Source organism: Alkalihalobacillus sp. R86527 (genome assembly GCF_042466185.1).
Taxonomy (GTDB): domain Bacteria; phylum Bacillota; class Bacilli; order Bacillales; family Guptibacillaceae; genus Guptibacillus.
The window spans coordinates 3,226,509-3,249,393 of record NZ_JAXHBW010000001.1; the positions used below are offsets into that span (position 1 = coordinate 3,226,509).

Here is a 22,885-nt window from a genome sequence, read left to right on the forward strand (position 1 = left end):
AGCTCCACTTGAAATCCTTTATTACGAAGGTGTAATGAGCTCGCTTGCACTAAAAAAAGAGGCTAACCCAAACGTCAGCCTCTCTCTCTTATTAATTTGCACCTTTAATAGCACGGTGTAGTCCTTTGATACAGCCGCCATGCTCACTTTCATGAAACAGCGCAAAAAGGATCAGTTCACCTACAGTGTTTAATTCTACAGGTCCAGCCTTGAACGTCTCTTCGATTGTTTCATCTAATCGACTTCCGAAGGTATCTTTAAATCGTCCCATTTGTTCAGTTAGTAATTCTTTCAATTCAGCTACATTCGGAGGGTCCACTGTCCAATCTTTCGGGCTAGTTCCTCTTGTAAACAATTCACCATACCCTTCAGGAAGCTTAACCTCTTCTCCTGCCATATGGAAAACAATATATTCGAACGATACTAGCACATGCCCCAGCTGCCAGCGTAACGAATTAGAAAACCCTTTTGGAATGATATCCGCATTTTCTTCTGTAATCTCCTCTGCCCCCATCAACAGAAATGTTCGAGTCATGTCCATTTGTTTCAAAATACTATCCAAAAGAAACACACCTTTCATTATGTAAATTGATGCTTCGATACCCTAAGCAGCTTACTCCTCTATCATACAATACTTCATGTTTCCATAGAAACACTTCCATATTGCACCTGATTACCCTTTATTTAAATACACATTTTTTGAAATTCTTGTTAGTTCCCTAACAAAATCGGGTAACCTCAGTATCATTGCACAAAATAGTTTACAACAAAGATCATTCAGGAGGAATCGTTTTGTTTACGTTAAGTGATATACCGATGTTTTTAATAAATTTCTTCTTAATTCTCCCCATCGTACAACTTGTACATGAGGCTGGTCATGTTTTTACAGCCAGACTTTTTGGAGGGAAAATTAAGTTTTGTATAGGTACCGGCGAAACGCTTTTTCATCTCGGAGCCTTAGAAGTGAAAAAGAAGTATTTCATGGAAGGATGGTGTCAGTACGAGGAACTGACTTACAATAAAACATGGGCACATGTTGCCATTTACGCTGCAGGAAGTATATTCAACTTTGCTGTGATTTTGATTATTAATTTCTTGATCAACTTCGATATCATGCCTGCGACCCTCTTCTTCTATCAATACTCGTATTTCTCCGTTTATTTTATATTCTTTTCACTTATGCCTTATCGAAATGGCTCTGGCAATCCTAGTGATGGCCGCGCTATCTTCGACGTTCTAAGGTATGGAAAAGCAGAAGATCCGATCGATTAAAGACAAAAAAGCTGCCTCAAAGGGCAGCTTTTCACGTTACAATGCACATTCTTCGATTTCAAAGCCAAGGTCTTCGATCATCTGGTGATCAGAAGTTGAGGCAGCTCCATCCGTCGTTAAGTAATCTCCAACAAACACAGAGTTTGCAGCATATAACCCCATCACTTGTAAGGAGCGAAGGTTCACTTCACGACCTCCAGAAATACGGATTTCTTTTGTAGGGTTCATGAACCTAAATAGTGCTAGCACCTTCAGGCAATATCTTGGATTAAGTTCATCCATATTCTCCATCTTCGTACCTGGAACAGAATAAAGGAAGTTAACCGGAATCGAATCAGCGTCGATTCGACGAAGCTCGCTCGCCATATCGTAAACATCTTCATGTGACTCACCCATGCCAACAATCACACCTGAGCATGGAGAAATGCCAGATTCCTTTACATTTTCAACCGTTTTCACACGATGATCATATGTATGAGTTGTTGTTACGTTGTCATGGTGTCCTTTACTTGTATTGATATTATGGTTATAGCGATCGACACCAGCTTCTTTCAGACGATTTGTTTGTTCAGAAGAGAGAATCCCAAGACATGCACAAATCTTTAGAGGCATTTCTGATTTGATTTCCTCTACAGCATCGATTACTTTATCAAGCTCTTTATTCGTCGCTCCACGTCCACTCATTACAATACAGTATGTACCCGCTTTTCGATTCATTGCCTCGCGTGCGCCGTTCACAAGCGTATCTTTCTCTAGAAGAGAATATTTATCAACATTCGTATCCGCATAAGCAGATTGAGCACAATATCCACAGTTCTCTGGACAAAGACCACTCTTCGCATTAATAATCATGTTCAACTTTACCTTTTTACCATAATAATGCTTTCGCACGCGGAATGCGGCGTGAAGCAAAGGCAATAGCTCTTCATCAGATGACGACAGAACTGAAATGGCTTGTTCCTTTGTTAGCGTTTTCCCTTCAAGCGCAAGATCTGCAAACTCTTCCCAATTAGTAGATGTTGTTTCTTCAACTTTTAGCATCAAGTTGCCTCCTGTTTTAATGTTAACTAAAATTATATTTTAGTTAACATTAAAACTACCACCGGTATAAAGGTCTGTCAATCTGGTTATTTCTCAAATTTTTCAAATTATGTGTTTACATACCACCTTATGAGGAAGACAATTAGAAGAGACTGTTTTAGGGGGAGTTAGAATGAGAATAATTCTAGTGAACTTAAAAGGGAACGAATACCTATGAAGAAAGTTGGATTACTTCTTTTATTCACCGGCTTCTTGATTGTGTTGTGGAGTGGCTACTCGTTCTTAAATCAAAGTAAGGCTGTTACACATCACCCTCAGGAGGTACAAGAAAGCCATCCAGGCTGGGATTCCTCCATGAAGGAGAAAACCATTGCTGTAGAAGACAGCAACGAAACGAAGACGTTCGAATATGGGGAAAAAGCTGCGATGCTTTCGATTCCTCGCATCGGTAATACATACAGCGTCTACTATGGTACAGACGAAGATTCTTTAAAAAAAGGTGTCGGTTTACACGAAAGTAAATGGACGGTCACACCAAATAAAGATGGGCACGTTGTTCTTTCTGGTCACCGAGATACCGTTTTTCATAACCTCGATCAAGTAGAGGAAGGTGACCATCTATATGTCGACTTCGAGGGCACCGTGTATGACTACCAGGTCAGAAAAATATGGATTACTGATGAAGACGACCGTTCTGTAATCGTTAAGAAAGACGAGCCTACCTTAACCTTAACGACATGTTATCCATTTGATTACATCGGTTTTGCTCCAGAGCGGTACATCATTCAGTCAGAGCTCGTTTCAACTGAAACACCTCTCCACAAATAAATAGAGCTCAGCGTGTCTTGAAAGTCTTAAGGACCATCGGCCATAGATATAGGCTAGTGATTTCCCGATCCAAACCATGTTTTCCCTACAAACTGAAGAGCTGCCGGCTAGGCAGCTCTTTCGCTGTTACTTTTCCCAAATATTAAACGTCATTCCATAGGGATCCTGCACATAACAATCCTTTCCCTTGCCTTCCCACCGAACAATTTTGCATCCATTCTTCAGCAAATCGTTTCTTGCTTCTTCTAACGATTCTACTTCCAACTCTAAGACAGGCCCGAGATTTTCTTCGCCATCGATCAAGAAGATATGATTGTGAGCACTTTTGAATTCAACTTCGTTTACCGTGCTATGTTCTTGATGCTTCAAACCAAACACTTCTTCATAAAAAGCTTTCGCTTCCGCCACATTTTCCACCTGTAAACCAATATTCTTAGACAGTTCGTACTTCATCGCGACCCCTCACTTCCTTTGTTCATTATTCCCACATAACCACCTTCTCTTTCATTCATGCTATTCCTTTTTCCACAATGCTTTATACATATATCCCAATTTTCCGCTTCACATCAGTAAGAAGAGGCCTTACCTTAGCTCGGGCTTTACCAGCGCCTTCGGCAAGAATTCGATCGATCTCATCAAGGTTTTCGATGTAGTACTTATACTTCCTTCTAGGCTCCTCAAGCACATCATTCATCACATCGAATAGCTCTCGCTTCGCTTCTCCCCAGCCTATCCCTGTTTCATAGCGTTCGCGCATCGCATTAATTTCATCCTCACTTGCAAACTCTCGATAAAGCGCAAACACAATTGATTCATCAGGATCTTTCGCTTCATCAGGCTCTGTTGAGTCTGTTTTAATTCTGTTAATTAGCTTCCTAAGCTTATCAGGCTCCTCAAAAATCGGAATCGTATTGTTATAGCTCTTACTCATTTTCCGACCATCTAGCCCTGGCAATACAGCTGATTCTTCCTCAACAACATACTCTGGAAGTTTAAATGTCTCTCCAAACTGCCTGTTGAATGTTTCTGCAAGATCACGAGCGATTTCAACATGCTGAATTTGATCTTTCCCAACAGGTACAAGATCAGATTGAAATAACAAGATATCAGAGGCCATCAATATTGGATACGTAAAGAGCCCCATGTTCACCCCATCATCTTGTTCTCGCCCTGCTTCTCGGTTTTGGTCTACGATTGCTTTATAAGCATGAGCACGATTCATTAAGCCTTTCGAACTAAAACAAGCAAGAATCCATGATAGTTCAAAGATTTCCGGAACGTCAGATTGTCGATAGAAGATGGATTTGGAAGGGTCTAGACCCAATGCAAGCCACGTTGCCGCGATTCCATATGATAGCTCCTTCATTTGTTCTGCATCTTGTACTTTCGTTAATCCGTGATAATCTGCGACAAAGTATACAGGATTCTCAATTTGCGCAAGCTCTAACGCAGGCTTGATCGCACCGATATAGTTTCCTAAGTGAATCCTTCCCGTTGGCTTAATTCCAGTTAATACCGTTTTCTTCATGATTACTCCCCCATTCTTCTCAACACAAAAAAGGCTCCTCATCCTATAAAAGGACGAGAAACCCGTGGTGCCACCTTCATTCGTTTACGTAAATAAACGCTCTTAACTCCTACAGAAATGAGAAATTTCTATAAGGTGTCTCTTTTATCGGTAAGACACTCACTCCGCCGGTACCTACTCCTCTTTCAGTCCGGAAGCTCCAAAGCCCATTCACCTTTCGCACACACTGATTCACACCAACCATCAGCTCTCTGTCGTGACACTCCAAGCTACTCTTCTTCATCATCGCATGTTTATTTTTTTATTATTCTAAATTCTTTATCCGCTGTAGTCAAGAAGTTTTTTCCAAATAAAACTATGAAGACCTTTAAATTATCTTATTATTCCGATAAGCGTTATAATAATAATAGATATAAGTAAGATTCCACTTGTTTCTTCTTCCTAATATATCCGTATCTTCTATACTTCAGGTAACTTCCCATTCAATAAAAAGGTATATTTAGAAATTTCTACATTTTCATTTTGATGTATGAGCAAAAATATTTCTGCTTAAAATATTTTTACAATCGTTTGGTTTTGGAGGTGTTTCGTCTGGTATGACAAGGTTTATATTCTTTTAATCGGAGATAATTAGTACCAGGTCATAACTTTTGGTCATAAATCCCATTGACATGCCCCTATGGTGCTGTTAGAGTTAACTGCGAATCATACAAAAGATTATTGAAAATTCTGCCCAAATGACAATTGGAAGGTGATTTAATGAAAGATCTACATTCATTTAGTTGGTATGCTGCTCGTGTCAAAAAACACTTGCCGAAAGATGCCTTCAAACCAGTACCAAGCCGACTATTCGGCGGTCTCATTTACTTGTTGATTACAATTGCCAGTTTCTTAATAGTAGGACTTTTTAACCTACATCCACTAATCAATCTAGTTTTCTCTGTTGTAATTGGTTCAAGCTTTGCTGGACTTGGCTTTCTTGGCCATGAAATTCTGCACGGCACAGTTGTCCGGAAGCCTTGGCTCCGCGATACACTCGGAGCAATCGCATTCTTCCCGTTAAGTACTGGTCCGAAGCTATGGAGAAAATGGCACAATATGACTCACCATGTGCATACACAACATGATGAGAATGACCCTGATGCTTGGCCAACACTCGAAAAAATTTCGAAGATGAAAGTTTTTCAGTGGATCTACAAGCTTCCGTTTTTCATCAGAGCATTCTTTAGTTTTGCATCGTTAACTCTACAGTTCACAGCACATTCAATGAAAATGTTCTTTGTTTATATTAAAGATTTCAAATCCGGAAAACAGACTGAAGTTTGGCTTCAAGTTGTCCTTCCTTGGGTAACATGGATCGGTTTACTATTCATCATGGGATTCGAAAAATGGATCTTCGCATTCTTCATCCCGTTATTGATCGCAAACTTTATCGTGATGGCCTATATTTCAACAAACCATCGATTGAATCCATTAACACCTGTGAATGACCCACTTGCAAACAGCTTGACTGTTACGGTTCCGAAATGGGTGGATACGATCCACTTTAACTTCTCTTACCATACAGAGCACCATTTATTCCCTGGTATGAGCCCGAAATACTATCCAATTGTCAAAAAGCATATTAAAGATATGTGGCCTGATCGTTATCACGAAATGCCGATGACTAGAGCGATGATTGCATTATGGAAAACGCCACGTGTTTATTTTCAACACAATGAACTCGTCGATCCAAACAACGGAAACGCATTTGGTTCACTAGGCAACAAGTTGAATCCACATTCGATCTTCCCTCGAAAACTTACTAAGAAATAAATAGGAAAGCAGCCCAAAAGGGCTGCTTTTTCTAGTTATCAGAGAAAACCAGACTACGCTAATCTCCCCTGCAAACTTGTTCTCATTACATGCTTTAGGCAGGATTTCCTGCAGCATGCAGCTTTATGAATCGAGTATTAGCACCCGCCTCCAACAAAAGCTGCACCTACGATGATAAGGAGAATAAACAGCACTACAATTAGAGCGAACCCATTGCCGTAACCATATCCCATGGAGTTGGCCTCCCTTCCATCATGGATTACTATATCCTATGCGACAGTTGCTATGTTGGATGGGCATTCGTTTAGTATGGGGGTTATTCTTTGTTTTAGCCCACTGGATCCTCTAATTTAACCCCTAGACCTTCTTCCATTCAGTTAAAAAAAGAAGGAATTTACGAAAAACCCTTTGCACATATAAGTACATGCTTATATACTAATGACGGGAGGTGATGCAATGAATCGAACAGCCATTGAAATGGAATTAGCTTCTAACGTTCTTAAGCTTTTAGGAGATAAAACAAGGCTAACCATCATCGGTTTGTTAAAAGATGGCGAGTGCTGTGTTTGCGAATTTGTTGACTTACTTAATATGAGCCAACCTTCTATCAGTCAACATCTTCGGAAACTTCGAGATGCTGGACTAGTGAAAGAACGCAGAAATAGCCAATGGATCTTTTACTCGCTTAATAGGGACCATGAAGCTTTTTCTATTATCGAAAGCGTCATTCAGCTCATACCAGATCAAAGAGACAAGCTTCACCAACTAGAAATAAGCGGCCGACGCATTCGCTGTGATTAATGGAGGAATAAATGTGACTTCTGTACTACTTGCAATCATGATTTTTATACTTACACTGATTCTAGTCATCTGGCAGCCGAAAAACCTTGGAATCGGGTGGACGGCTTGTGGTGGTGCGATTCTAGCACTTCTTGTAGGGGTCGTTGATTTTCAAGATGTGATAACAGTAACGGGAATCGTGTGGAACGCCACGTTCGCGTTTATTGCCATCATCTTAATTTCACTTATCCTTGATGAAATTGGGTTCTTCGAATGGGCTGCTCTTCATATGGCAAGAGTAGCTAAAGGGAACGGACTCCGAATGTTCATTTATGTAACACTACTCGGAGCTGTTGTCGCTGCACTATTCGCTAATGATGGCGCAGCTCTTATTCTGACTCCGATCGTACTTGCGATGGTTCGGAACCTTAAGTTCCAAGAAAGAATGATATTCCCGTTTATTATGGCGAGTGGTTTTATCGCAGACACGACTTCATTACCACTCGTTGTGAGTAACCTTGTGAACATCGTATCTGCGGACTTTTTTGATATCGGGTTCGTTGAATATGCTTCAAGAATGATCGTTCCAAACCTCTTCTCACTGGGAGCAAGTATCCTTGTGCTCTTCCTTTTCTTTAGAAAAGATATTCCAGGCAACTATGATCTGAAGATGCTTAGAGCACCTAAAGAAGCAATCCGTGATGAGAAGATGTTCAAACTATCCTGGCTCGTGCTTGCTGTCCTTCTTGTAGGGTATTTTGCAAGTGAATTTATCGGCGTTCCCGTTTCGATCATCGCAGGAATCGTAGCGATCTTCTTCCTTCTGATGGCTAGACAAAGTTCCGCAGTTGAAACGCGTAAAGTCATTAATGGAGCACCTTGGGCGATTGTATTCTTCTCGATCGGTATGTACGTAGTCGTTTACGGACTTCGTAATGTTGGCTTAACGGATGTACTCGCAGACCTCATTCAAGGTGCTGCAGACCAAGGATTGCTAGCCGCGACCGTTTCGATGGGCTTCATCGCTGCGATCTTATCTTCAATTATGAACAATATGCCTACGGTTATGATCGATGCCCTTGCAATTGAAGCAACATCAACTACAGGTACACTAAAAGAAGCCTTGATTTACGCAAATATCATCGGCTCTGACTTAGGTCCAAAGATCACGCCGATCGGTTCACTTGCAACGCTATTATGGCTTCATGTGCTTTCCCTAAAAGGTGTGAAAATTTCATGGGGATACTATTTTAAAATTGGAATCATTTTAACAGTACCAACCCTTTTAATTACGCTCTTTGGCCTCTATCTCTGGCTATTGATCATCTAACTTTCAACAAAGAGGAGACTACTCATTATGTCTAACAAAAAATCAATTTATTTCTTATGTACAGGTAACTCTTGCAGAAGTCAAATGGCTGAAGGATTCGCAAAAAAGCATCTTAGCGATCGCTACGATGTTTATTCAGCTGGTATCGAAGCGCATGGCTTAAACCCTAATGCAGTTAAAGCGATGAAAGAAGTTGACATTGATATCACAAATCAAACTTCTGACACGATTGATTCAGAGCTATTGAACAACGCTGATATGGTCGTTACGCTTTGTGGAGATGCAAATGATAAGTGCCCGATGACGCCTCCACATGTAACGCGTGAGCACTGGGGCTTTGACGATCCAGCAAAAGCTGAAGGGTCAGAAGAAGAGAAATGGGCGTTCTTCCAACGTGTTCGTGATGAGATCGATGCACGCATCGAACGTTTTGCTAAAGAAGGGCAGTAACACACCAAAAAAAGCCATTCTCTCACTTGAGAGGATGGCTTTTTAGCGAAATAACATCGATCATAAGACCTTCTTCATCTTATACACTTCTCTCGTGCTTATAAAATCAGGAATGCTTTCTCGATATTCTTGATAATGCGTCGAGCTTATGTGTGCTTCTACCGCTTGTTCATCCTTCCACACTTCATGAATAATGTAAGTCGAACCTTCTATCGATCGATGCAAATCGTACTGTATACAACCAGGTTCTTTTCGGGATGCGTTCGTTACGCTCCTTAGAACATTGAATACCTCATTTTCATGCCCTTCGATAGGCTTCAGGATAGCCGTAATTACGATTTCCTCCATTGTATGTTCACCTCGTTATTCTTCTCATCTCACTCTATAGAATGAACATAACGTTAGGAAAACATGCGACGAGTTCAAACCTTCCTTCACCAATCTCCATGCTCACTACTTATATGCTTTTATGATGAGAAAATGCGGATTCGTCATCAGGTATTCATAAGACTTCGGTTCTTTCACCTTCATAATTTTATCTGGCTTTGGTTCAATAAGTTCACCAACCGTAAGATGTCTAGTCACAGCATTTACGATATCCTGCATCGCTCGTCTATAAAATGTCACGTTAATCGTAACTTCTGGCTTTTTCCACGTCTCAGAAAGAAGCGTCTTTTGGAAATAATCGTTCGTAGGGAACTTTGTGAAATCCATAAACGGATGATGCACTGAAAAAACAAGCATCCCACCTCGTTTCAACACCCTGTTGAACTCTTTGAGTATGGGATCCCAGTCTTCTAAGTAATGAAGAGTCAAAGAACTTACAATAAGATCGAACGACTGATCTTCAAAAGGAAGGCGATTCGATAAATCATGTTGAATAAACTTGGCTCTGTCTCCCACCCTTCGCTTTGCTGATTCAATCATTTTTCCACTGATGTCGATGCCAGTGACTGATGCTCCCCTCTGAGCAAGCTGTTCAGAATACCAGCCTGCTGAACATCCAGCATCTAGCACCTTCTTCCCGGTAAGGTCTTCTTCGAGCTCACTCATCATAGCAGGACGCTCATAAAAGGCGTTATAAGGTGAGCCCTCATCCGTACTCACTTCATAGGTACGAGCTAATTTGTCGTATGTATCTTCAATAGAATGCTTCAAGTGCTCACTCTCCCTAACATCGTTTGACTATATTGCTTTACCTAACATAGTAGATCCTAAAAAAAGAGCTGGACAAACCAGCCCTTTTCTCTTATTTAAATATCTCTTCTTTCGTTAACACAGATTCGATTCCACCGCTCGCTTCGTTCAATACAGAAGCTAACCACTCTTTCTCCCTTGGGTAAAACATCGCTCGAAATTCTTCCTCGATCCATTTTCGATCTTCCGACTTCTCAGCGCCTTCCCAGTAAAGATGATTTTCTAAAACAATTGTCATAAACTCACGTAATTCCGCCTTCTTCCCAGTACCGAATGTTCCAAATTCAAACAGTGCCGAGAATAAGTAGGTATCCTGATAGTCCTCATTCTTTAGCTTATGAAAATGGTAGGTCGAATCTCCCTTTACTTTCGTAGGAGTGAACTTCTCAATATTATTCATCTTGTAAGCTGCCTCCAAATCCTCTTGTTCACGAGGATCTTGCTCAGAGATAACCATCGTGAGTTCGTTCGTAGGTCCGAGCGCAGTATGCCAGTCCATATGAATAACACGAGGATAGTTTGATAACAGATTACGCTGGAGCTTCTTCAAAAAGGAAGCAGATTCTTCCTCATTCTTACCTCCATAATAAACACCACGCTCAAACTGAAATTGTCCCATCCCTTTTGCTTCTTTAATACCACCATATCCTTCTTTGGCAAGCGCTTTTGCTAACTGTGCGTAAAGCTTCTTCTTTTCATGATCAAGATCTTTGATTTTACCATTCGGAAGGAAAAGGTCACTCTCTTTTTCGAATTTTTCATTTATGTCCTTCGGAACAGAGTCATGTACATAATGTCGATTAAGGTCCACGTTATTCTCAGTTACTCGACGAAAATGTTTCATTCCCCATGGATTCAAAGCGTGAACGAAGCAAATGCCAGTTGTGGTAGGATCGATACGATCAATGTATTCCTCCACAAACATGTGCGTAACAGCTGCCCCTGCATACCCTTCGATTCCATGTTCTCCTGTTGTAAAGAACAGGACTTTATCATTCTTTTCAATTGCTTCTGAATAAATCATATCGATGGTGTTGTCTTCCTCTTCACCTATTTGCTCAACCACTAACTCAGCTGAAGGCCATTTGTGTTTAATTTTATCGAGATGACCACGAAATGTTTCACGGGACTCCTCATAACTTTGCGGAAAATAACGATCGATTTTTTCCATATCTAATCTCCACCTATCCAATATCGTTTTCTTTCTAACACCATTCCACCTCGTGGAAATTTAAAACGCCCCCATAAAATAAAAGAAGGATGGTAGCTTCAAGTAAGCTATCATCCTTTTTGATTACTATATTGAATTTTACGAGACTGCTTATATTGAGCGAGCTCAAATTTCAACCGCTTTTGCGTACGCTTTTTATCAACGTTAAGGAATAACGCTACAAGAGCGATAAAACCTACACTTAATAATAAAATTTGCACTATCATTTCGAATGCCATGATCTAATTAACTCCTTTGTTCGTTTACTAAATAGTGATACCGGGGTGCTGGTAATATGTACATTACCCTTTTCACCCTCCACCTAAACATTACCAGTCATAAAATTGTCAAACCTATTCCTTACCCAACGAAAGGAAAAAGAAAAGGAGAAGCGAATAGTGATAGTGATGAGCGAAAACAACAAATGAAGAGAGCCCCTCTATAAATGTTAGAGGTGTAATGCAGCTTACAGTAATCGAAGCGATGAATATCGTACGCTGTATCCAGATCAATGTATAAATCCATTTTGGAGGTTAATCACATGATCACACTTTACACATCGCCAAGTTGCACATCGTGCAGAAAAGCTAAAGCATGGCTAGAAGAGCACGATCTTCCTTATGAGCAGCGCAACATCTTCTCTAAACCACTCACTGAGGAAGAAATTAAATCGATTATTAGAATGACCGAAAAAGGAACAGAAGAAATCATATCCAAACGTTCCAAAGCTTATGACTCTCTACAACAAGAACTTGATGAGCTTTCTCTTCAGGAACTATACAGTTTAATAAAAGAAAATCCCGGTATTTTAAAACGCCCAATTTTACTCGACAAAAAACGTCTCCAGGTAGGATTTCATGAAGATGAAATCAGAAGTTTCCTTCCACGGAAAATAAGAGCGTTTCAGCTAGAGCAAATTCTTCAACAAGCCTAAACGTATGAGAGGGTCCCCCTCTCATACGTTTTTCTTTATGCACGATGGTTAGTCCTCATTTTAAAAGGGTATAAAGATAAGATGGAATAATACTTTTTATACTGGAGGCAGTATTACTATGTACAATAAGATTATGCTTGCATCCGATGGTTCGGAGGATTCTGTAACAGCGGCAGAGGAAGCGATCAAATTAGCCAAATTAACTGATGCACAGGTCGATGTCGTCTATGTGGTAGACGGTGATACATCCAAACATGATGTTTTACGAAATTGGGATTCTCTTGGTATTAAAGAAGAGCGTAAAGATAAACTTCGTGCTGTCGAACAAAAGGCAGCAGATGCCAATTTAACATATCAAATCAACATGCTTCGTGGAGATCCTTCTGTCACTCTCGTAAAGTATGCAGAAGAACATGGCATCGACCTCATCGTCATGGGAACGAGAGGACTGAACGTCCTTCAGGAAATGGTACTAGGTAGCGTCAGTCATCAGGTTATACAAAAAGCGAATTGTCCAGTACTTGTTGTGAAATAAACGATTATAACCCATTTAAAAGAGCTTGGAGGCAAACGCCATTCCAAGCTCTTCTTTTCTTTTGGGTTTATATGCAGACACTATCGTTCATGTGTTAAAGTACCTCCCATGGCGGGTCGTACAGATCACCTTCATTTTTTCTGGAATCGCGATTATCTTTGGTGTGTTGCTAATGATAATAAAATAGTAAAAAATCGGCATCTCCCTCTTAACTCGGGTTACGCCGATTTTTTATTTTGCCGATGAAAAAAGTTTATTTTCCAATCGTTTCTCTTTATTAATCCATATTCAAACTCCTGGATCATTATGGTTACTAGCTCGATCTAAAATATGAACACTCTCATTCTTTTGATGATTTGATTTACGAGGTCGTTTCATTCCAAATATCTTCTCAAGACTAAATGCTAGTATTACTAAAAATGCGAACGAGCCCCAAAGTATCATTCCAAACATCGTCATCATAACCCCTCCTGTCTAAAACTCTCTACCTATCTATACGATTTCGAAACAATAAAGTTTCACTTCCAGATCACCATTCTGTTTAAGTTCACTTCATTCCGGGAAAAATCTACTAGCTTATTATTTATAGTTGAGGTGATAAACGTGTTTACATGGCAACTTATCGCGATTCTCTCATTAACCTTAGGAATCATTTCTTCCTTCGTTATTCTAGTCGATATCATACGTCATCCACAGAAGATGAAAATCATGAATGTTGTATGGCCAATCAACGGGTTGTTCTTTGGTCCGTTCGCTATATGGGCCTATTATAAATGGGGACTACTAAAAGCAAAAGACCTTGAATACGAGGATAATCGAGGTGAGCACGCAAAAGTATTTATGTCCACAAGTCACTGTTCCGCTGGCTGTACGTTAGGAGACGCTGTGGGTGTCCCTATCGTTGCGTTAACAGGTTTTGCCCTATTTGGTTCGCTATTGTATGGGCATTTCATCGTTGAATTTTTATTAGCGTTTGCCTTTGGGATCCTCTTTCAATTTTATGCACTCTATCCGATGCAGAAGGAACAGGGCAAATGGCATTCGATTAAAGAAGCACTTAAAGCCGATACCTTCTCACTCATTGCATTTGAAGTTGGCATGTTCGGTTGGATGGCAGTCGTTCACTTCGCCCTGTTCACTGAACCACCCAAGCCAGATAGTGCCATGTATTGGTTCATGATGCAGATTGCGATGATTCTAGGATTTGGTACAAGCTATCCTGCAAACTGGATTCTTGTAAGAAAAGGGATTAAAGAAGCAATGTAGAAAAGCTGGCGATTATCCGCCAGCTTTCAGTGTGTAGAGAAACTCTGGTTATTGTGCTCCCTATACCGTAAGAGTGAATATTGCTTGACTCCTACTGGGTTGCAATCAATCACAGCATACTTTCAGATTGACCAAGATTAAGTAGGCAGCTGCTTCATTCTCTTTCCGTTGTTTTAGTAGCTTTGTTTTTTCTCGTAATCATACACTAAAATGCAGATTGGAGCGGAAATCACCACCTTACCTTGGTAGATGGTTTTTAAGATTTTCGCGACACTCTAAAAGCTAGCGGTCATTCGCCAGCTTTGTTCTTTTTCACACAAGAAAACAACAAGAACAATGGAATCTTCCTTCTTCTTTCATACTCTTCTATGTTCGCAAAATTTTCTTTGATCGGCGTTGCTTCTCGAAGGCCTTCTATAACAAAGCCAGCGCTTTGTAAAAGCATAAAATATTCTTCAATCGTCCGATGAAACTTCACAACATTCTCACCGATCCATGGCTCTACTCTTCTTCCACTTACAAAGTAATCATCCACGATCCAATTCGAACGCTTGCCATTCTTCATGCTCTCAGACGATGCTGTTAGTAAAGGATGCTGAACACTAAATACAAACTTCCCATTAGCCTTTAGCGTACTCATTACGTTTTCAAGAATACCTTCTAAATCATCTATGTAGTGAAGAACCAATTGAGACACGACGAGAGCAAAGGAAGCGGCAGGGTAGTGAAACTCCTGAAGATTGGAATGAACCACGCTTCCCTTTCCCTTCGCATCCTGCAAATTTTGGCTAGCTCTTTCGATCATATTAGCTGACCCGTCTACTCCCTGGTACTCCCCACACCCTAAACGCATCAGAAGCTGACCAAGAGAGGCATCTCCACAACCAAGATCTAGTACATGTTTTCCTTTTACAGATCCGAGTAGCTCTAATAATGAAGGTGTCTCGATCAAGTCATTTGGGTTTTCTTCACGATGCCTTCGCTTCATATAATTATCGTAAAACGTCTGATTATCATAAGCTGATGAATTTGTATATTCCATTACACCCTCCGTCATTATCTGGTTATTTTGATCGCTTTTGTTGCGATAAATGTTTTAATATACGTATCGATTAATCTTGTTCCTCCAAAATCATCTTCATAAAACCCTGCGATCATTAACCCTGCATCGACCTGCCCTTGAATTTGATCTTCTAACGTGTGACCGAATTCTAACGTTTCTTTACGTGCACCTTCTTCTCTCATCTCGTCTACCGATGAATAAGGAATCGAATGTTGCACCTCAAGAACACCTTTTTCTTCCTGCTCATCGTCAAATAGGTACAGCACGGGATTTGTAACCCCTGCGATCAACATACCATTTGTTTTCAACACTCTTGCAGCCTCTTTCCAAACAGAAAGTACATCTTCTACAAAAACATTTGAAACGGGGTGTACGATCACATCAAACGTTTCATCTTCAAAGAAATGAAGGTCGGACATATCTCCTTGTATCGTGTTAATCGATAGACCATCTCGCTCTGCTACAAACCGATCTTGCTCAAGCTGCTTCATAGACATGTCGACTACGGTAACATCAGCACCAGCCGCAGCAAGTAATGGCGCTTGTTGCCCTCCACCCCCAGCAAGACAAAGGATCCGTAAACCGTTAATTGTCTCTGGAAACCACTCTCGCGGAACAGGTCTTTCTGTTGTAACCGTTATTGACCATTCACCACGTCGAGCGTTCTCAACTTGATGACTGCTCACGTATTGAGTATACCGACTCCCCTGCTGAACCTTCTCATCCCACGCCTCACTGTTGTGTTGACTTATCTTCATACCCATCATCCCTCACTAATGTTATACGTTTTGCACCCTACTTCTTCGAGATAGTATCGCATAACTCCTCTATTCATTGCTTAGTACAAAAAAAATCGACTCAACTTACATAACGTCATCAATAATCTCAAAACAAAAAAGGAGCTTACCAAATCTGGTTAGCTCCTAATAAGGAAAGTTCTAGAAATCAAAATTAACTCTTCCCATCATTTTCAAGATAGCTCAAAGAAGACACGTTGGCAGCGCTTTTCGAACTAACACGTTGCAACATATATTCAAGGAGGAAGAGATAATCCTTCTGATTACCTGTGTTTTTAGCCACCTCGGATAATTGTTCTAAAATATACAGGCAATCATTTTCATACAGACTATAGTTATCAAACCCTAAAATCGTCTGGCAAGCAAATTCCCATAGATCCTCGTGTACCTCCTGATCCATCGTTTTACTGAGAAGGGCGATCATCGTCAGCAACTCCGTCATAATCGTTGAGTTCTGGTTAGCATACTCACGAATGGAAGCAAATCCCTTGTGAAGGAAATAAGGAAAATTCTTTTGGTTTAAGATAATACGTAGTTCCTGTTCCTGATCAAAAAGATAGGGAGAGAAATTCCTAGATTGGCCAATGCTTTTCAACAAATCAGCAATCTGATGAATCGTATTCGTAGCCGTAAGAGGATCATTATGACCTATCGCTTTGATCGCTACTTCTGCAAGCTTTATTAATCCATATTCAAGGTCTTGAATCTCTGTTTGTTTAACCCCAATCTCAATAGACTTCAGGTAGCGTTCAGGACTAATGGGTTGTCCATATTCCCAATACATAAGTAGGGGCGTTCCTTCGAGCACAAATTCTCCAATTCTGACTTCAAACTTCAAGAGAACCTCGTCTCGATTTGCTTGTTTGATCAACCTTGAAAAATCAGCGACTTGAAGATAACCAGATTGGCTGGCTTTTATTACCTGTCCATCAGCCTCTAAAGGGAGAGATGCCTTATCTACTTCTTTCTCAATATGGTAAGACTCTAATTCTTTCTCTAGAGAAGACTGGACGGATTTCGACTTCTCATTCATATTGGAACTGATATTATGAACCTGCATCCAGGTGGTTGTATGGTTAATAAAATAGATGAACGTTATCGCAGCCGTAATAGCTGTCAATATGGATAAGACCGGTGTCGCGACAATAAACTCCTCTTCTCCATGCGTAACATATAAGAAGTTTAAGAGCACATAAATGAAACTACCGTTAAAAATACCGAGTACGTGCTGTGTCGCTCGATCACTGACAAAGTTCACTAACATTTTGGAAGAAAACTGTCCGCTAAACGTGGTTAGTGCGACGAGCAAGGAGTTAATTGTAAACGCACTTAAGGTTAGTACTCCTCCTACGAGCGCACTTAGAAGCACTTGCAAGGTCTGTCCGCTAAATCCGATTGCAGCTGGTAGATATAAGCTGACATCAATAACATAATCAAGATAAAAGGTGAAAACGGATAACCCGATTGCTCCAAGGATATACCAAAGTGGCATAAACCAAAGTGTTGATTTCAACTCAATTTTTCGTTGACGCCTCGACATTTTAAAGTACTTCTTTAGGTAGTAAAATAACCCCATATGATCACCAATCTATTCTGCAAAGTTTTATCACTCCTATTTCTACCCCCCAAAGAAGGAAGCTAACCTAGTTTTTCATCATTCTGCGAAAAATAGTATCGAAAATTGAAAAGACGATTATCCAACCATTGAATGAAGTACTTCCTATAGTCTGATACATATCTCATCATTTAACCTCCGATTTTATACCCTTTTAAAAAGAAAGTGGGTACCATACCTTTTGATTATTCCGATACTCAGAACCTAATCTTGTAATCTTATAACATCTATCTACCTCCCAGAAATGGAAGGGTTTTTCTTTCACAGTAATTTCCTTTACAATAAGAGTAATACAGTTCGCAAGGAAAGAGGATTATCATGAATCATCCTACACAATACATCGAAACATCTAAATATAAGTGCCGACATGTATACGCACTAGACCCAACAGCGATTCCTCTCCTCACAAGATCTCTTTCTACAGAACAACTCGCAGAAAGACAACAAGAATTCGGACAGTCATTATCGACTATTCGAGAGTTTATGCAGAAGTTGATCAGCTTTTTATCAGGCACGCCTACCTATATCGTGACAACAGATGCAGAGGGACATGTGCTAGATTCTTATGGAGATGAAAGCATACAAAGGATGGTTACTACCCTTGGAATTAAGAACGGAATTCAATTTCACGAAGAAGAAGCGGGAACCAACTCTATTATTCTGGCACTTAAGTATGGGGAACCTATGCAGTTAATAGGTGATGACCATTATCATGATTGTTTCAATAACGTAGCCTGTTTTTCTGTCCCTTTTTCGATTTCTAAAGAAGAAATAGCAGGCACAGTATCATTGATGACAAATAAAGATCATGCTTCTGAGTTTCACCTGGGGCTTCTCTCTTCAGCTGTCGATTCGATCGAAAGGGAAATAAACACTCAGAAACAAAATCAAGAACTACATATAAACAACCAGGTGTTGATGGATACGACTCCACTTGGCATCGTTATTACAAACAAGGACGGAATCATTAGCAGCTTTAACAAAAGTGCGCACGTTATAACCGGTTTGGAGCAAGAACTAGCGATAGGACAGAGCATCAAAATTTTACGTGATATATCTCCTTGCTTCCACCATGTACTCAGGGAGCAGGAACGTGTTGAAAATATAGAGCTCACGTTTCCAGAACAACAAAAGACGTGTTTAATCGATATTCTCCCGTTATTTAATGACGGCGTTCTGATCGGTGCTTTTGGACAATTCAAGGATGTCACCTCTTATATCGAACTTCAGAATCAGGTTGTTCAATCCGAGAAACTGTCTGCCATCGGAAAACTCAGTGCAGGATTTGCACACGAAATACGGAATCCACTTACTTCAATCATTGGACTTACGAAGATTATACAGGTTGATGACACCCAAACAAAGTATATGGAAATCATTAAATCTGAACTTGAACGTATAGACAAGCTCGTCAATGAGTTCGTTATGTACGGGAAACCAGGTGGAACACAGAAGAAGACATGTGAGATTGGCTCCATCATCAGTGACACGGTCAAACTCATGCACTGTACTGCCAAAAAGAAAAACGTTCACCTACACTTTGATCAACCTAAAGACCTCGTAGAACTCTATATCGATAAATCACAGTTTAAACAAGTGTTGATCAACCTCATCAATAATGCCATCGATGCGATGTCAGAAGGTGGCGATGTTACAATCGCCCTAGCCGTCCATGACACTGAAGTTACCATAACGATCAACGACGAAGGAAACGGCATGACACAAGAAGAGATTGAGAATTTCGGGCTCCCTTTCTACAGTACGAAGGATAAAGGTCTTGGAATCGGCCTTTCGATTTGTTCTGACATCGTTAAATCTCATAATGGAAGAATTGGTGTCAATTCTTCTGACGAAAACGGCACAGCGATTCAACTCTCATTTCCTTATGAAGAAAAAAATAAAAGAAGATTCAATATGAGTTGAGTCTTCTCTTATGGTCAAGAAAGTCTTAAGGACCATCTGGCACGGGTATAGTGGTGATTTCTACTCTACACTTTTATGTATGATTTCAAAACAAAAAGCAAAGCTAATTAAAAAACGGATAGAGAATGAAACCAGATGCCTACTTAATCACAATCGGTCGGAAAGTTTCCTACGATTGATTGCAACACAGTAGAAGTGAATACCGCTTGACTCCCTAGAAAACAGTCGTTCGTTCACAGGAGTCTTGCAGGCTTCCCCTACGGCATAGAGAACAAAATACTCACGGTTTCCCTATAAACAGAGAAGACCCAACTTAAGTTGGGTCTTCTCTGTCTTCTCTATAACGCCTTCACTAGTCCACCATCTACAACCAATGACTGTCCTGTAACGTACGTATTTGCTCCTGATCCAAGAAAAACGAGCATCTTTGCAAATTCATCGGGCTCGCCGTAACGCTTGATTGGGATCGATTGTTCCGTTTTTTCTTTTAATTCCTCTACCGTCACACCAAGTTTATCCGCACGTTTCCCGTCAAGTTGCTCAACACGCTCTGTTGCGATTCGGCCTGGGCCAACTGTGTTCACGAGAATGTTATCTTCCGCATATTCCTGCGACAAACTTTTAGCTAATCCTACGATTCCCGCTCGAAATGTGTTGGAGAGGATTAAGTTATCTAGCGATTGTTTAATTGAAGAAGACGCGATGTTCACGATGCGCCCTCCCCCTGCTTCCTTCATATATGGAATAACCGCTCGAGACGTTCTGACAAAGCTTAATAGATTCAGTTCAAACGCACTTTGCCAGTCTTCATCTGTAAATTGTTCAAACCCGCCTGCTGGGGGACCTCCTGCATTATTGATAAGTACATCAATCGTTCCATTCTTATCAACAGCATAGTTCATTAACTCCGTGATATCATCTCCGTTTTTTACATCACATACTTTATATGAAATGTTGTCATTACTAGTTGCTTCAGAGATCTCTTCGCATGCTTTTCGGAGGTCGTCGCTGTTACGACTTGAGATGACCACCTTAGCACCTTCCTTCGCAAAAGCTAATGCAGTTGCTTTTCCAAGTCCTTTACTAGCAGCCGTAACCACAACAGATTTCTCCATCAAACCTAAATCCACCAAATCATTCCTTTCTTAAGCCGATATCGTTTTTTCACTCGCTTTGTTTCCAGTTAGATTCTTAACAAGGATTAAGATAAATACGATCGCTCCAACAGCATCCGTGATAAGCCCTGGGTAGATGAGGAGAATGGCTCCGATTCCTGTAAGAACTCTCATCCAACCAGAAAGTGATGTAAGGAAGTAACCTTCTGCTGTAACAGATAACAGAAACACACCGATCAGTGATGTGATCGCGATTAATAAGATGTTCATCACAGTAGCATCGACCATCAACATCTCATGAGAGAATACGAACATAAACGGTACAATGAATCCAGCGATCGCTAGCTTCATTGCCTGAAAACCAGTTTTATTTGGCTCTCCTCCACTTATACCTGCCCCTGCAAAAGCAGCAAGTGCAACAGGTGGAGTTATGTTTGCAAAGATTCCAAAGTAAAACACAAACATATGCGCTACAAAAATAGCCGTTTCTGGAGAACCTGCGAGCTCTCTGAACAATGGTAGCTGAAGCAAAATCGGTGCCGCCATCGTACTTGTGATGATATAAGTTGGAATACTAGGTAGTCCCATACCAAGAATGATTGATGTTACCATTGCAAGAAGTAGGGTAATAACGAGCTGAATCAATGGACTTTGAACCATCGAACCGATGCTCACGATACTATTCGCAATCTCAAGCGCTACACCCGTGAGTGAAGCAATTCCTACGACGATACCGACAGCACCACAGGCGATTGCAACAGGAACGGTAGTTTTTGCACCTTCTTCTAGTGCTTGAACACTGTCCACAATTCCGATTTCTTCTGCCTGTAAGTTGAGCATGCGTCTCCATAGATTAATAACGAGCGGAATCGCAATGATCAATAATAGTTCCCACCAGTCCCCTCGTAAATTAGGGCTAGTATTTCCTGAAAGAAGCGCTGTGATCTGCGGTTGGAAAATCAAGAATAAACCTAATGTTGTAATAACAGGAAGCATCCGTTTTGATGCAGAAATCACGATTGTTGCAATGATTGCCCAAAAAGCAGCAAAGAAAGGTGTTTTCCCTGAGAAGAGCAAGTATAGCAAGATTAACATCGGAATAATCAAATGCCCTCGCTCAGCGAGTACTTCTTTTACTGTAGGTAATTCCGTTTTCGGTAGCCCTTTTAAGCCACGTTTTGCTGCTCGAAAATGAACTTGCAGTAGGATCCCGATATAGAATAATACTGCAGGGATAATACCCGCTAGAATGATCTTCGTATAAGGAACATTTAAGTTTTCTGCCATGATAAAAGCAGCAGCACCCATGATTGGAGGTAAGATCTGTCCACCAACACTCGCTGCAGATTCTACAGCACCAGCGAAGTTACGGTGATAACCGATCTTCTTCATCAATGGAATCGTAAACGCCCCTGTCGTAACAACGTTCGCAATTGCGGATCCATTAATCGATCCTAAAAAGCCACTCGCAATGACAGCTACCTTTGCAGGACCTCCCTTTGTATGACCTGCAACAGCTAACGCAAGATCGTTAAAAAGCTGCCCCATTCCTGAACGACTTAAAAATGCTCCAAACAAAATAAATAGGATGATATAGCTCGCTGATACGCCTATCGCTGTACCGAGTATTCCCTCTGTAATGAATACAAGTTGAGAAATAATCTGCTTCGATACACTAAAGACGACTTGTTCCGTTAGCTGCGGATAGATGGAGAGCTTTACATAAAAACCATACACTAGAAAAGCCGAACCTAGTAAAGTAAGCCCCCAACCTGTGACTCTTCTCGTTACATCGAACAGAAGAATAACGATCAAGATACCGACAATGAAATCAGTGGTATTGATCTGGCCACCCGATTGGATGATTCTTTCTGCAGTCAACAACATGTATACACCAGCGAACATCGCTAATCCGAACAAGATGTAATCATAGATTGGCGTGCCCTTCCCTGCTTTTTTCCTAAGGAATGGATACATGAGAAACCCGAGCGCCATCAACGTATATAAGTGGATACTTCGTTGTTGAATATCTACGAGTGATCCCGCGTACGCAGTATATAAATGAAACAGCGCAAGTCCAGCTGCTAACACTGTGATGATACCTTTTAAAAGGGAATTATCGAACGATCGCACATTACTCTCGCGGTCGTATTCTTCTACATTCTTCTTTTTCACGATCATGCACC

Annotated in this window: 25 protein-coding genes and 1 other annotated feature; of the genes, 10 read left to right on the forward strand and 15 right to left on the reverse strand. The window is 40.7% G+C overall.

Annotated features, from left to right (window positions below; translation table 11 throughout):
• Positions 1-91: 91 nt before the first annotated feature.
• Positions 92-562 (reverse strand): DinB family protein, encoded by a 471-nt coding sequence (locus SJY16_RS16835; protein WP_377890985.1) that lies wholly within the window; start codon positions 560-562, stop codon positions 92-94.
• 230 nt (positions 563-792) lie between these two features.
• On the opposite strand from SJY16_RS16835, the gene SJY16_RS16840 reads away from it, so the two are divergent.
• The gene (locus tag SJY16_RS16840; RefSeq protein WP_377890987.1) at positions 793-1,272 is read left to right on the forward strand and encodes a site-2 protease family protein; all 480 of its coding nucleotides are present in this window, start codon (positions 793-795) and stop codon (positions 1,270-1,272) included.
• Positions 1,273-1,308: 36 nt separating this feature from the next.
• On the opposite strand, the gene bioB is transcribed toward SJY16_RS16840, so the two are convergent.
• A complete protein-coding gene (gene bioB, locus SJY16_RS16845; protein WP_377890989.1) occupies positions 1,309-2,313 on the reverse strand; it encodes a biotin synthase BioB in 1,005 nt (334 codons plus the stop codon).
• 213 nt (positions 2,314-2,526) lie between these two features.
• On the opposite strand from bioB, the gene SJY16_RS16850 reads away from it, so the two are divergent.
• Positions 2,527-3,141, forward strand: coding sequence for a class D sortase (locus tag SJY16_RS16850; protein ID WP_377890990.1), 615 nt, complete (start codon positions 2,527-2,529; stop codon positions 3,139-3,141).
• A gap of 126 nt (positions 3,142-3,267) precedes the next feature.
• Here SJY16_RS16850 and SJY16_RS16855 read toward each other — a convergent pair whose 3' ends face one another.
• Positions 3,268-3,594 carry a VOC family protein gene (locus SJY16_RS16855; RefSeq protein WP_377890991.1) on the reverse strand — a complete coding sequence of 109 codons (327 nt, stop codon included), beginning with the start codon at positions 3,592-3,594 and terminating at the stop codon, positions 3,268-3,270.
• Between the two features lie 82 nt (positions 3,595-3,676).
• Positions 3,677-4,669, reverse strand: a complete 993-nt coding sequence (locus tag SJY16_RS16860; RefSeq protein WP_377890993.1) for a tryptophan--tRNA ligase — start codon at positions 4,667-4,669, stop codon at positions 3,677-3,679.
• A gap of 46 nt (positions 4,670-4,715) precedes the next feature.
• Positions 4,716-4,964, reverse strand: a binding site (T-box leader).
• A gap of 464 nt (positions 4,965-5,428) precedes the next feature.
• Here SJY16_RS16860 and desB point away from each other — a divergent pair.
• Positions 5,429-6,484 carry a Delta(10) desaturase DesB gene (gene desB, locus SJY16_RS16865; protein ID WP_377890995.1) on the forward strand — a complete coding sequence of 352 codons (1,056 nt, stop codon included), beginning with the start codon at positions 5,429-5,431 and terminating at the stop codon, positions 6,482-6,484.
• Positions 6,485-6,621: 137 nt separating this feature from the next.
• On the opposite strand, the gene SJY16_RS16870 is transcribed toward desB, so the two are convergent.
• Positions 6,622-6,717 carry a YjcZ family sporulation protein gene (locus SJY16_RS16870; RefSeq protein ID WP_377890996.1) on the reverse strand — a complete coding sequence of 32 codons (96 nt, stop codon included), beginning with the start codon at positions 6,715-6,717 and terminating at the stop codon, positions 6,622-6,624.
• A 223-nt stretch (positions 6,718-6,940) separates the two neighbouring features.
• On the opposite strand from SJY16_RS16870, the gene SJY16_RS16875 reads away from it, so the two are divergent.
• From SJY16_RS16875 to arsC, 3 genes are read left to right on the forward strand one after another with little or no spacing between them, the layout of a single operon-like run.
• Entirely contained in the window at positions 6,941-7,285 is a 345-nt protein-coding gene (locus SJY16_RS16875) for an ArsR/SmtB family transcription factor (protein ID WP_377890998.1), read from the forward strand.
• 13 nt (positions 7,286-7,298) lie between these two features.
• Positions 7,299-8,594: an arsenic transporter gene (locus SJY16_RS16880; protein ID WP_377891000.1), complete on the forward strand. Its 1,296-nt coding sequence runs from the start codon at positions 7,299-7,301 to the stop codon at positions 8,592-8,594.
• A gap of 27 nt (positions 8,595-8,621) precedes the next feature.
• Positions 8,622-9,044, forward strand: coding sequence for an arsenate reductase (thioredoxin) (gene arsC / locus SJY16_RS16885; protein WP_377891002.1), 423 nt, complete (start codon positions 8,622-8,624; stop codon positions 9,042-9,044).
• 60 nt (positions 9,045-9,104) lie between these two features.
• Here arsC and SJY16_RS16890 read toward each other — a convergent pair whose 3' ends face one another.
• The 4 genes from SJY16_RS16890 to SJY16_RS16905 all read right to left on the reverse strand — a co-directional run bounded on the left by SJY16_RS16890 (position 9,105) and on the right by SJY16_RS16905 (position 11,690).
• Positions 9,105-9,392, reverse strand: coding sequence for a putative quinol monooxygenase (locus SJY16_RS16890; protein ID WP_377891004.1), 288 nt, complete (start codon positions 9,390-9,392; stop codon positions 9,105-9,107).
• Positions 9,393-9,497: 105 nt separating this feature from the next.
• The gene (locus tag SJY16_RS16895) at positions 9,498-10,202 is read right to left on the reverse strand and encodes a class I SAM-dependent methyltransferase (RefSeq protein ID WP_377891006.1); all 705 of its coding nucleotides are present in this window, start codon (positions 10,200-10,202) and stop codon (positions 9,498-9,500) included.
• 91 nt (positions 10,203-10,293) lie between these two features.
• Positions 10,294-11,412 carry a M14 family metallopeptidase gene (locus SJY16_RS16900; protein WP_377891008.1) on the reverse strand — a complete coding sequence of 373 codons (1,119 nt, stop codon included), beginning with the start codon at positions 11,410-11,412 and terminating at the stop codon, positions 10,294-10,296.
• Between the two features lie 110 nt (positions 11,413-11,522).
• Positions 11,523-11,690 carry a hypothetical protein gene (locus SJY16_RS16905; protein WP_377891010.1) on the reverse strand — a complete coding sequence of 56 codons (168 nt, stop codon included), beginning with the start codon at positions 11,688-11,690 and terminating at the stop codon, positions 11,523-11,525.
• A 302-nt stretch (positions 11,691-11,992) separates the two neighbouring features.
• On the opposite strand from SJY16_RS16905, the gene spxA reads away from it, so the two are divergent.
• Both spxA and SJY16_RS16915 read left to right on the forward strand, forming a co-directional pair.
• Positions 11,993-12,385 carry a transcriptional regulator SpxA gene (gene spxA / locus SJY16_RS16910; RefSeq protein ID WP_377891012.1) on the forward strand — a complete coding sequence of 131 codons (393 nt, stop codon included), beginning with the start codon at positions 11,993-11,995 and terminating at the stop codon, positions 12,383-12,385.
• Positions 12,386-12,503: 118 nt separating this feature from the next.
• Positions 12,504-12,920 (forward strand): universal stress protein, encoded by a 417-nt coding sequence (locus SJY16_RS16915; protein ID WP_377891013.1) that lies wholly within the window; start codon positions 12,504-12,506, stop codon positions 12,918-12,920.
• A 288-nt stretch (positions 12,921-13,208) separates the two neighbouring features.
• On the opposite strand, the gene SJY16_RS16920 is transcribed toward SJY16_RS16915, so the two are convergent.
• The gene (locus SJY16_RS16920) at positions 13,209-13,382 is read right to left on the reverse strand and encodes a hypothetical protein (RefSeq protein ID WP_377891015.1); all 174 of its coding nucleotides are present in this window, start codon (positions 13,380-13,382) and stop codon (positions 13,209-13,211) included.
• 141 nt (positions 13,383-13,523) lie between these two features.
• Here SJY16_RS16920 and SJY16_RS16925 point away from each other — a divergent pair, with 141 nt between their 5' ends.
• Complete coding sequence (locus SJY16_RS16925; protein WP_377891016.1) at positions 13,524-14,186, forward strand: DUF4396 domain-containing protein; 663 nt, start codon at positions 13,524-13,526, stop codon at positions 14,184-14,186.
• 289 nt (positions 14,187-14,475) lie between these two features.
• Here the strand turns inward: SJY16_RS16925 and SJY16_RS16930 are convergent, their stop codons facing one another.
• The 3 genes from SJY16_RS16930 to SJY16_RS16940 form a co-directional block, all read right to left on the reverse strand.
• Positions 14,476-15,228, reverse strand: coding sequence for a class I SAM-dependent DNA methyltransferase (locus SJY16_RS16930; protein ID WP_377891018.1), 753 nt, complete (start codon positions 15,226-15,228; stop codon positions 14,476-14,478).
• Between the two features lie 14 nt (positions 15,229-15,242).
• The gene (locus SJY16_RS16935) at positions 15,243-16,007 is read right to left on the reverse strand and encodes a class I SAM-dependent methyltransferase (RefSeq protein WP_377891019.1); all 765 of its coding nucleotides are present in this window, start codon (positions 16,005-16,007) and stop codon (positions 15,243-15,245) included.
• A gap of 193 nt (positions 16,008-16,200) precedes the next feature.
• Positions 16,201-17,586 carry a DUF2254 domain-containing protein gene (locus SJY16_RS16940; RefSeq protein ID WP_377891021.1) on the reverse strand — a complete coding sequence of 462 codons (1,386 nt, stop codon included), beginning with the start codon at positions 17,584-17,586 and terminating at the stop codon, positions 16,201-16,203.
• A gap of 393 nt (positions 17,587-17,979) precedes the next feature.
• Here SJY16_RS16940 and SJY16_RS16945 point away from each other — a divergent pair, with 393 nt between their 5' ends.
• Positions 17,980-19,584, forward strand: coding sequence for an ATP-binding protein (locus tag SJY16_RS16945; RefSeq protein WP_377891023.1), 1,605 nt, complete (start codon positions 17,980-17,982; stop codon positions 19,582-19,584).
• 338 nt (positions 19,585-19,922) lie between these two features.
• Here SJY16_RS16945 and SJY16_RS16950 read toward each other — a convergent pair whose 3' ends face one another.
• Positions 19,923-20,714 (reverse strand): SDR family oxidoreductase, encoded by a 792-nt coding sequence (locus SJY16_RS16950; RefSeq protein WP_377891024.1) that lies wholly within the window; start codon positions 20,712-20,714, stop codon positions 19,923-19,925.
• Between the two features lie 15 nt (positions 20,715-20,729).
• Positions 20,730-22,874 (reverse strand): TRAP transporter permease, encoded by a 2,145-nt coding sequence (locus tag SJY16_RS16955; RefSeq protein ID WP_377891026.1) that lies wholly within the window; start codon positions 22,872-22,874, stop codon positions 20,730-20,732.
• Between the last annotated feature and the right edge of the window lie 11 nt (positions 22,875-22,885).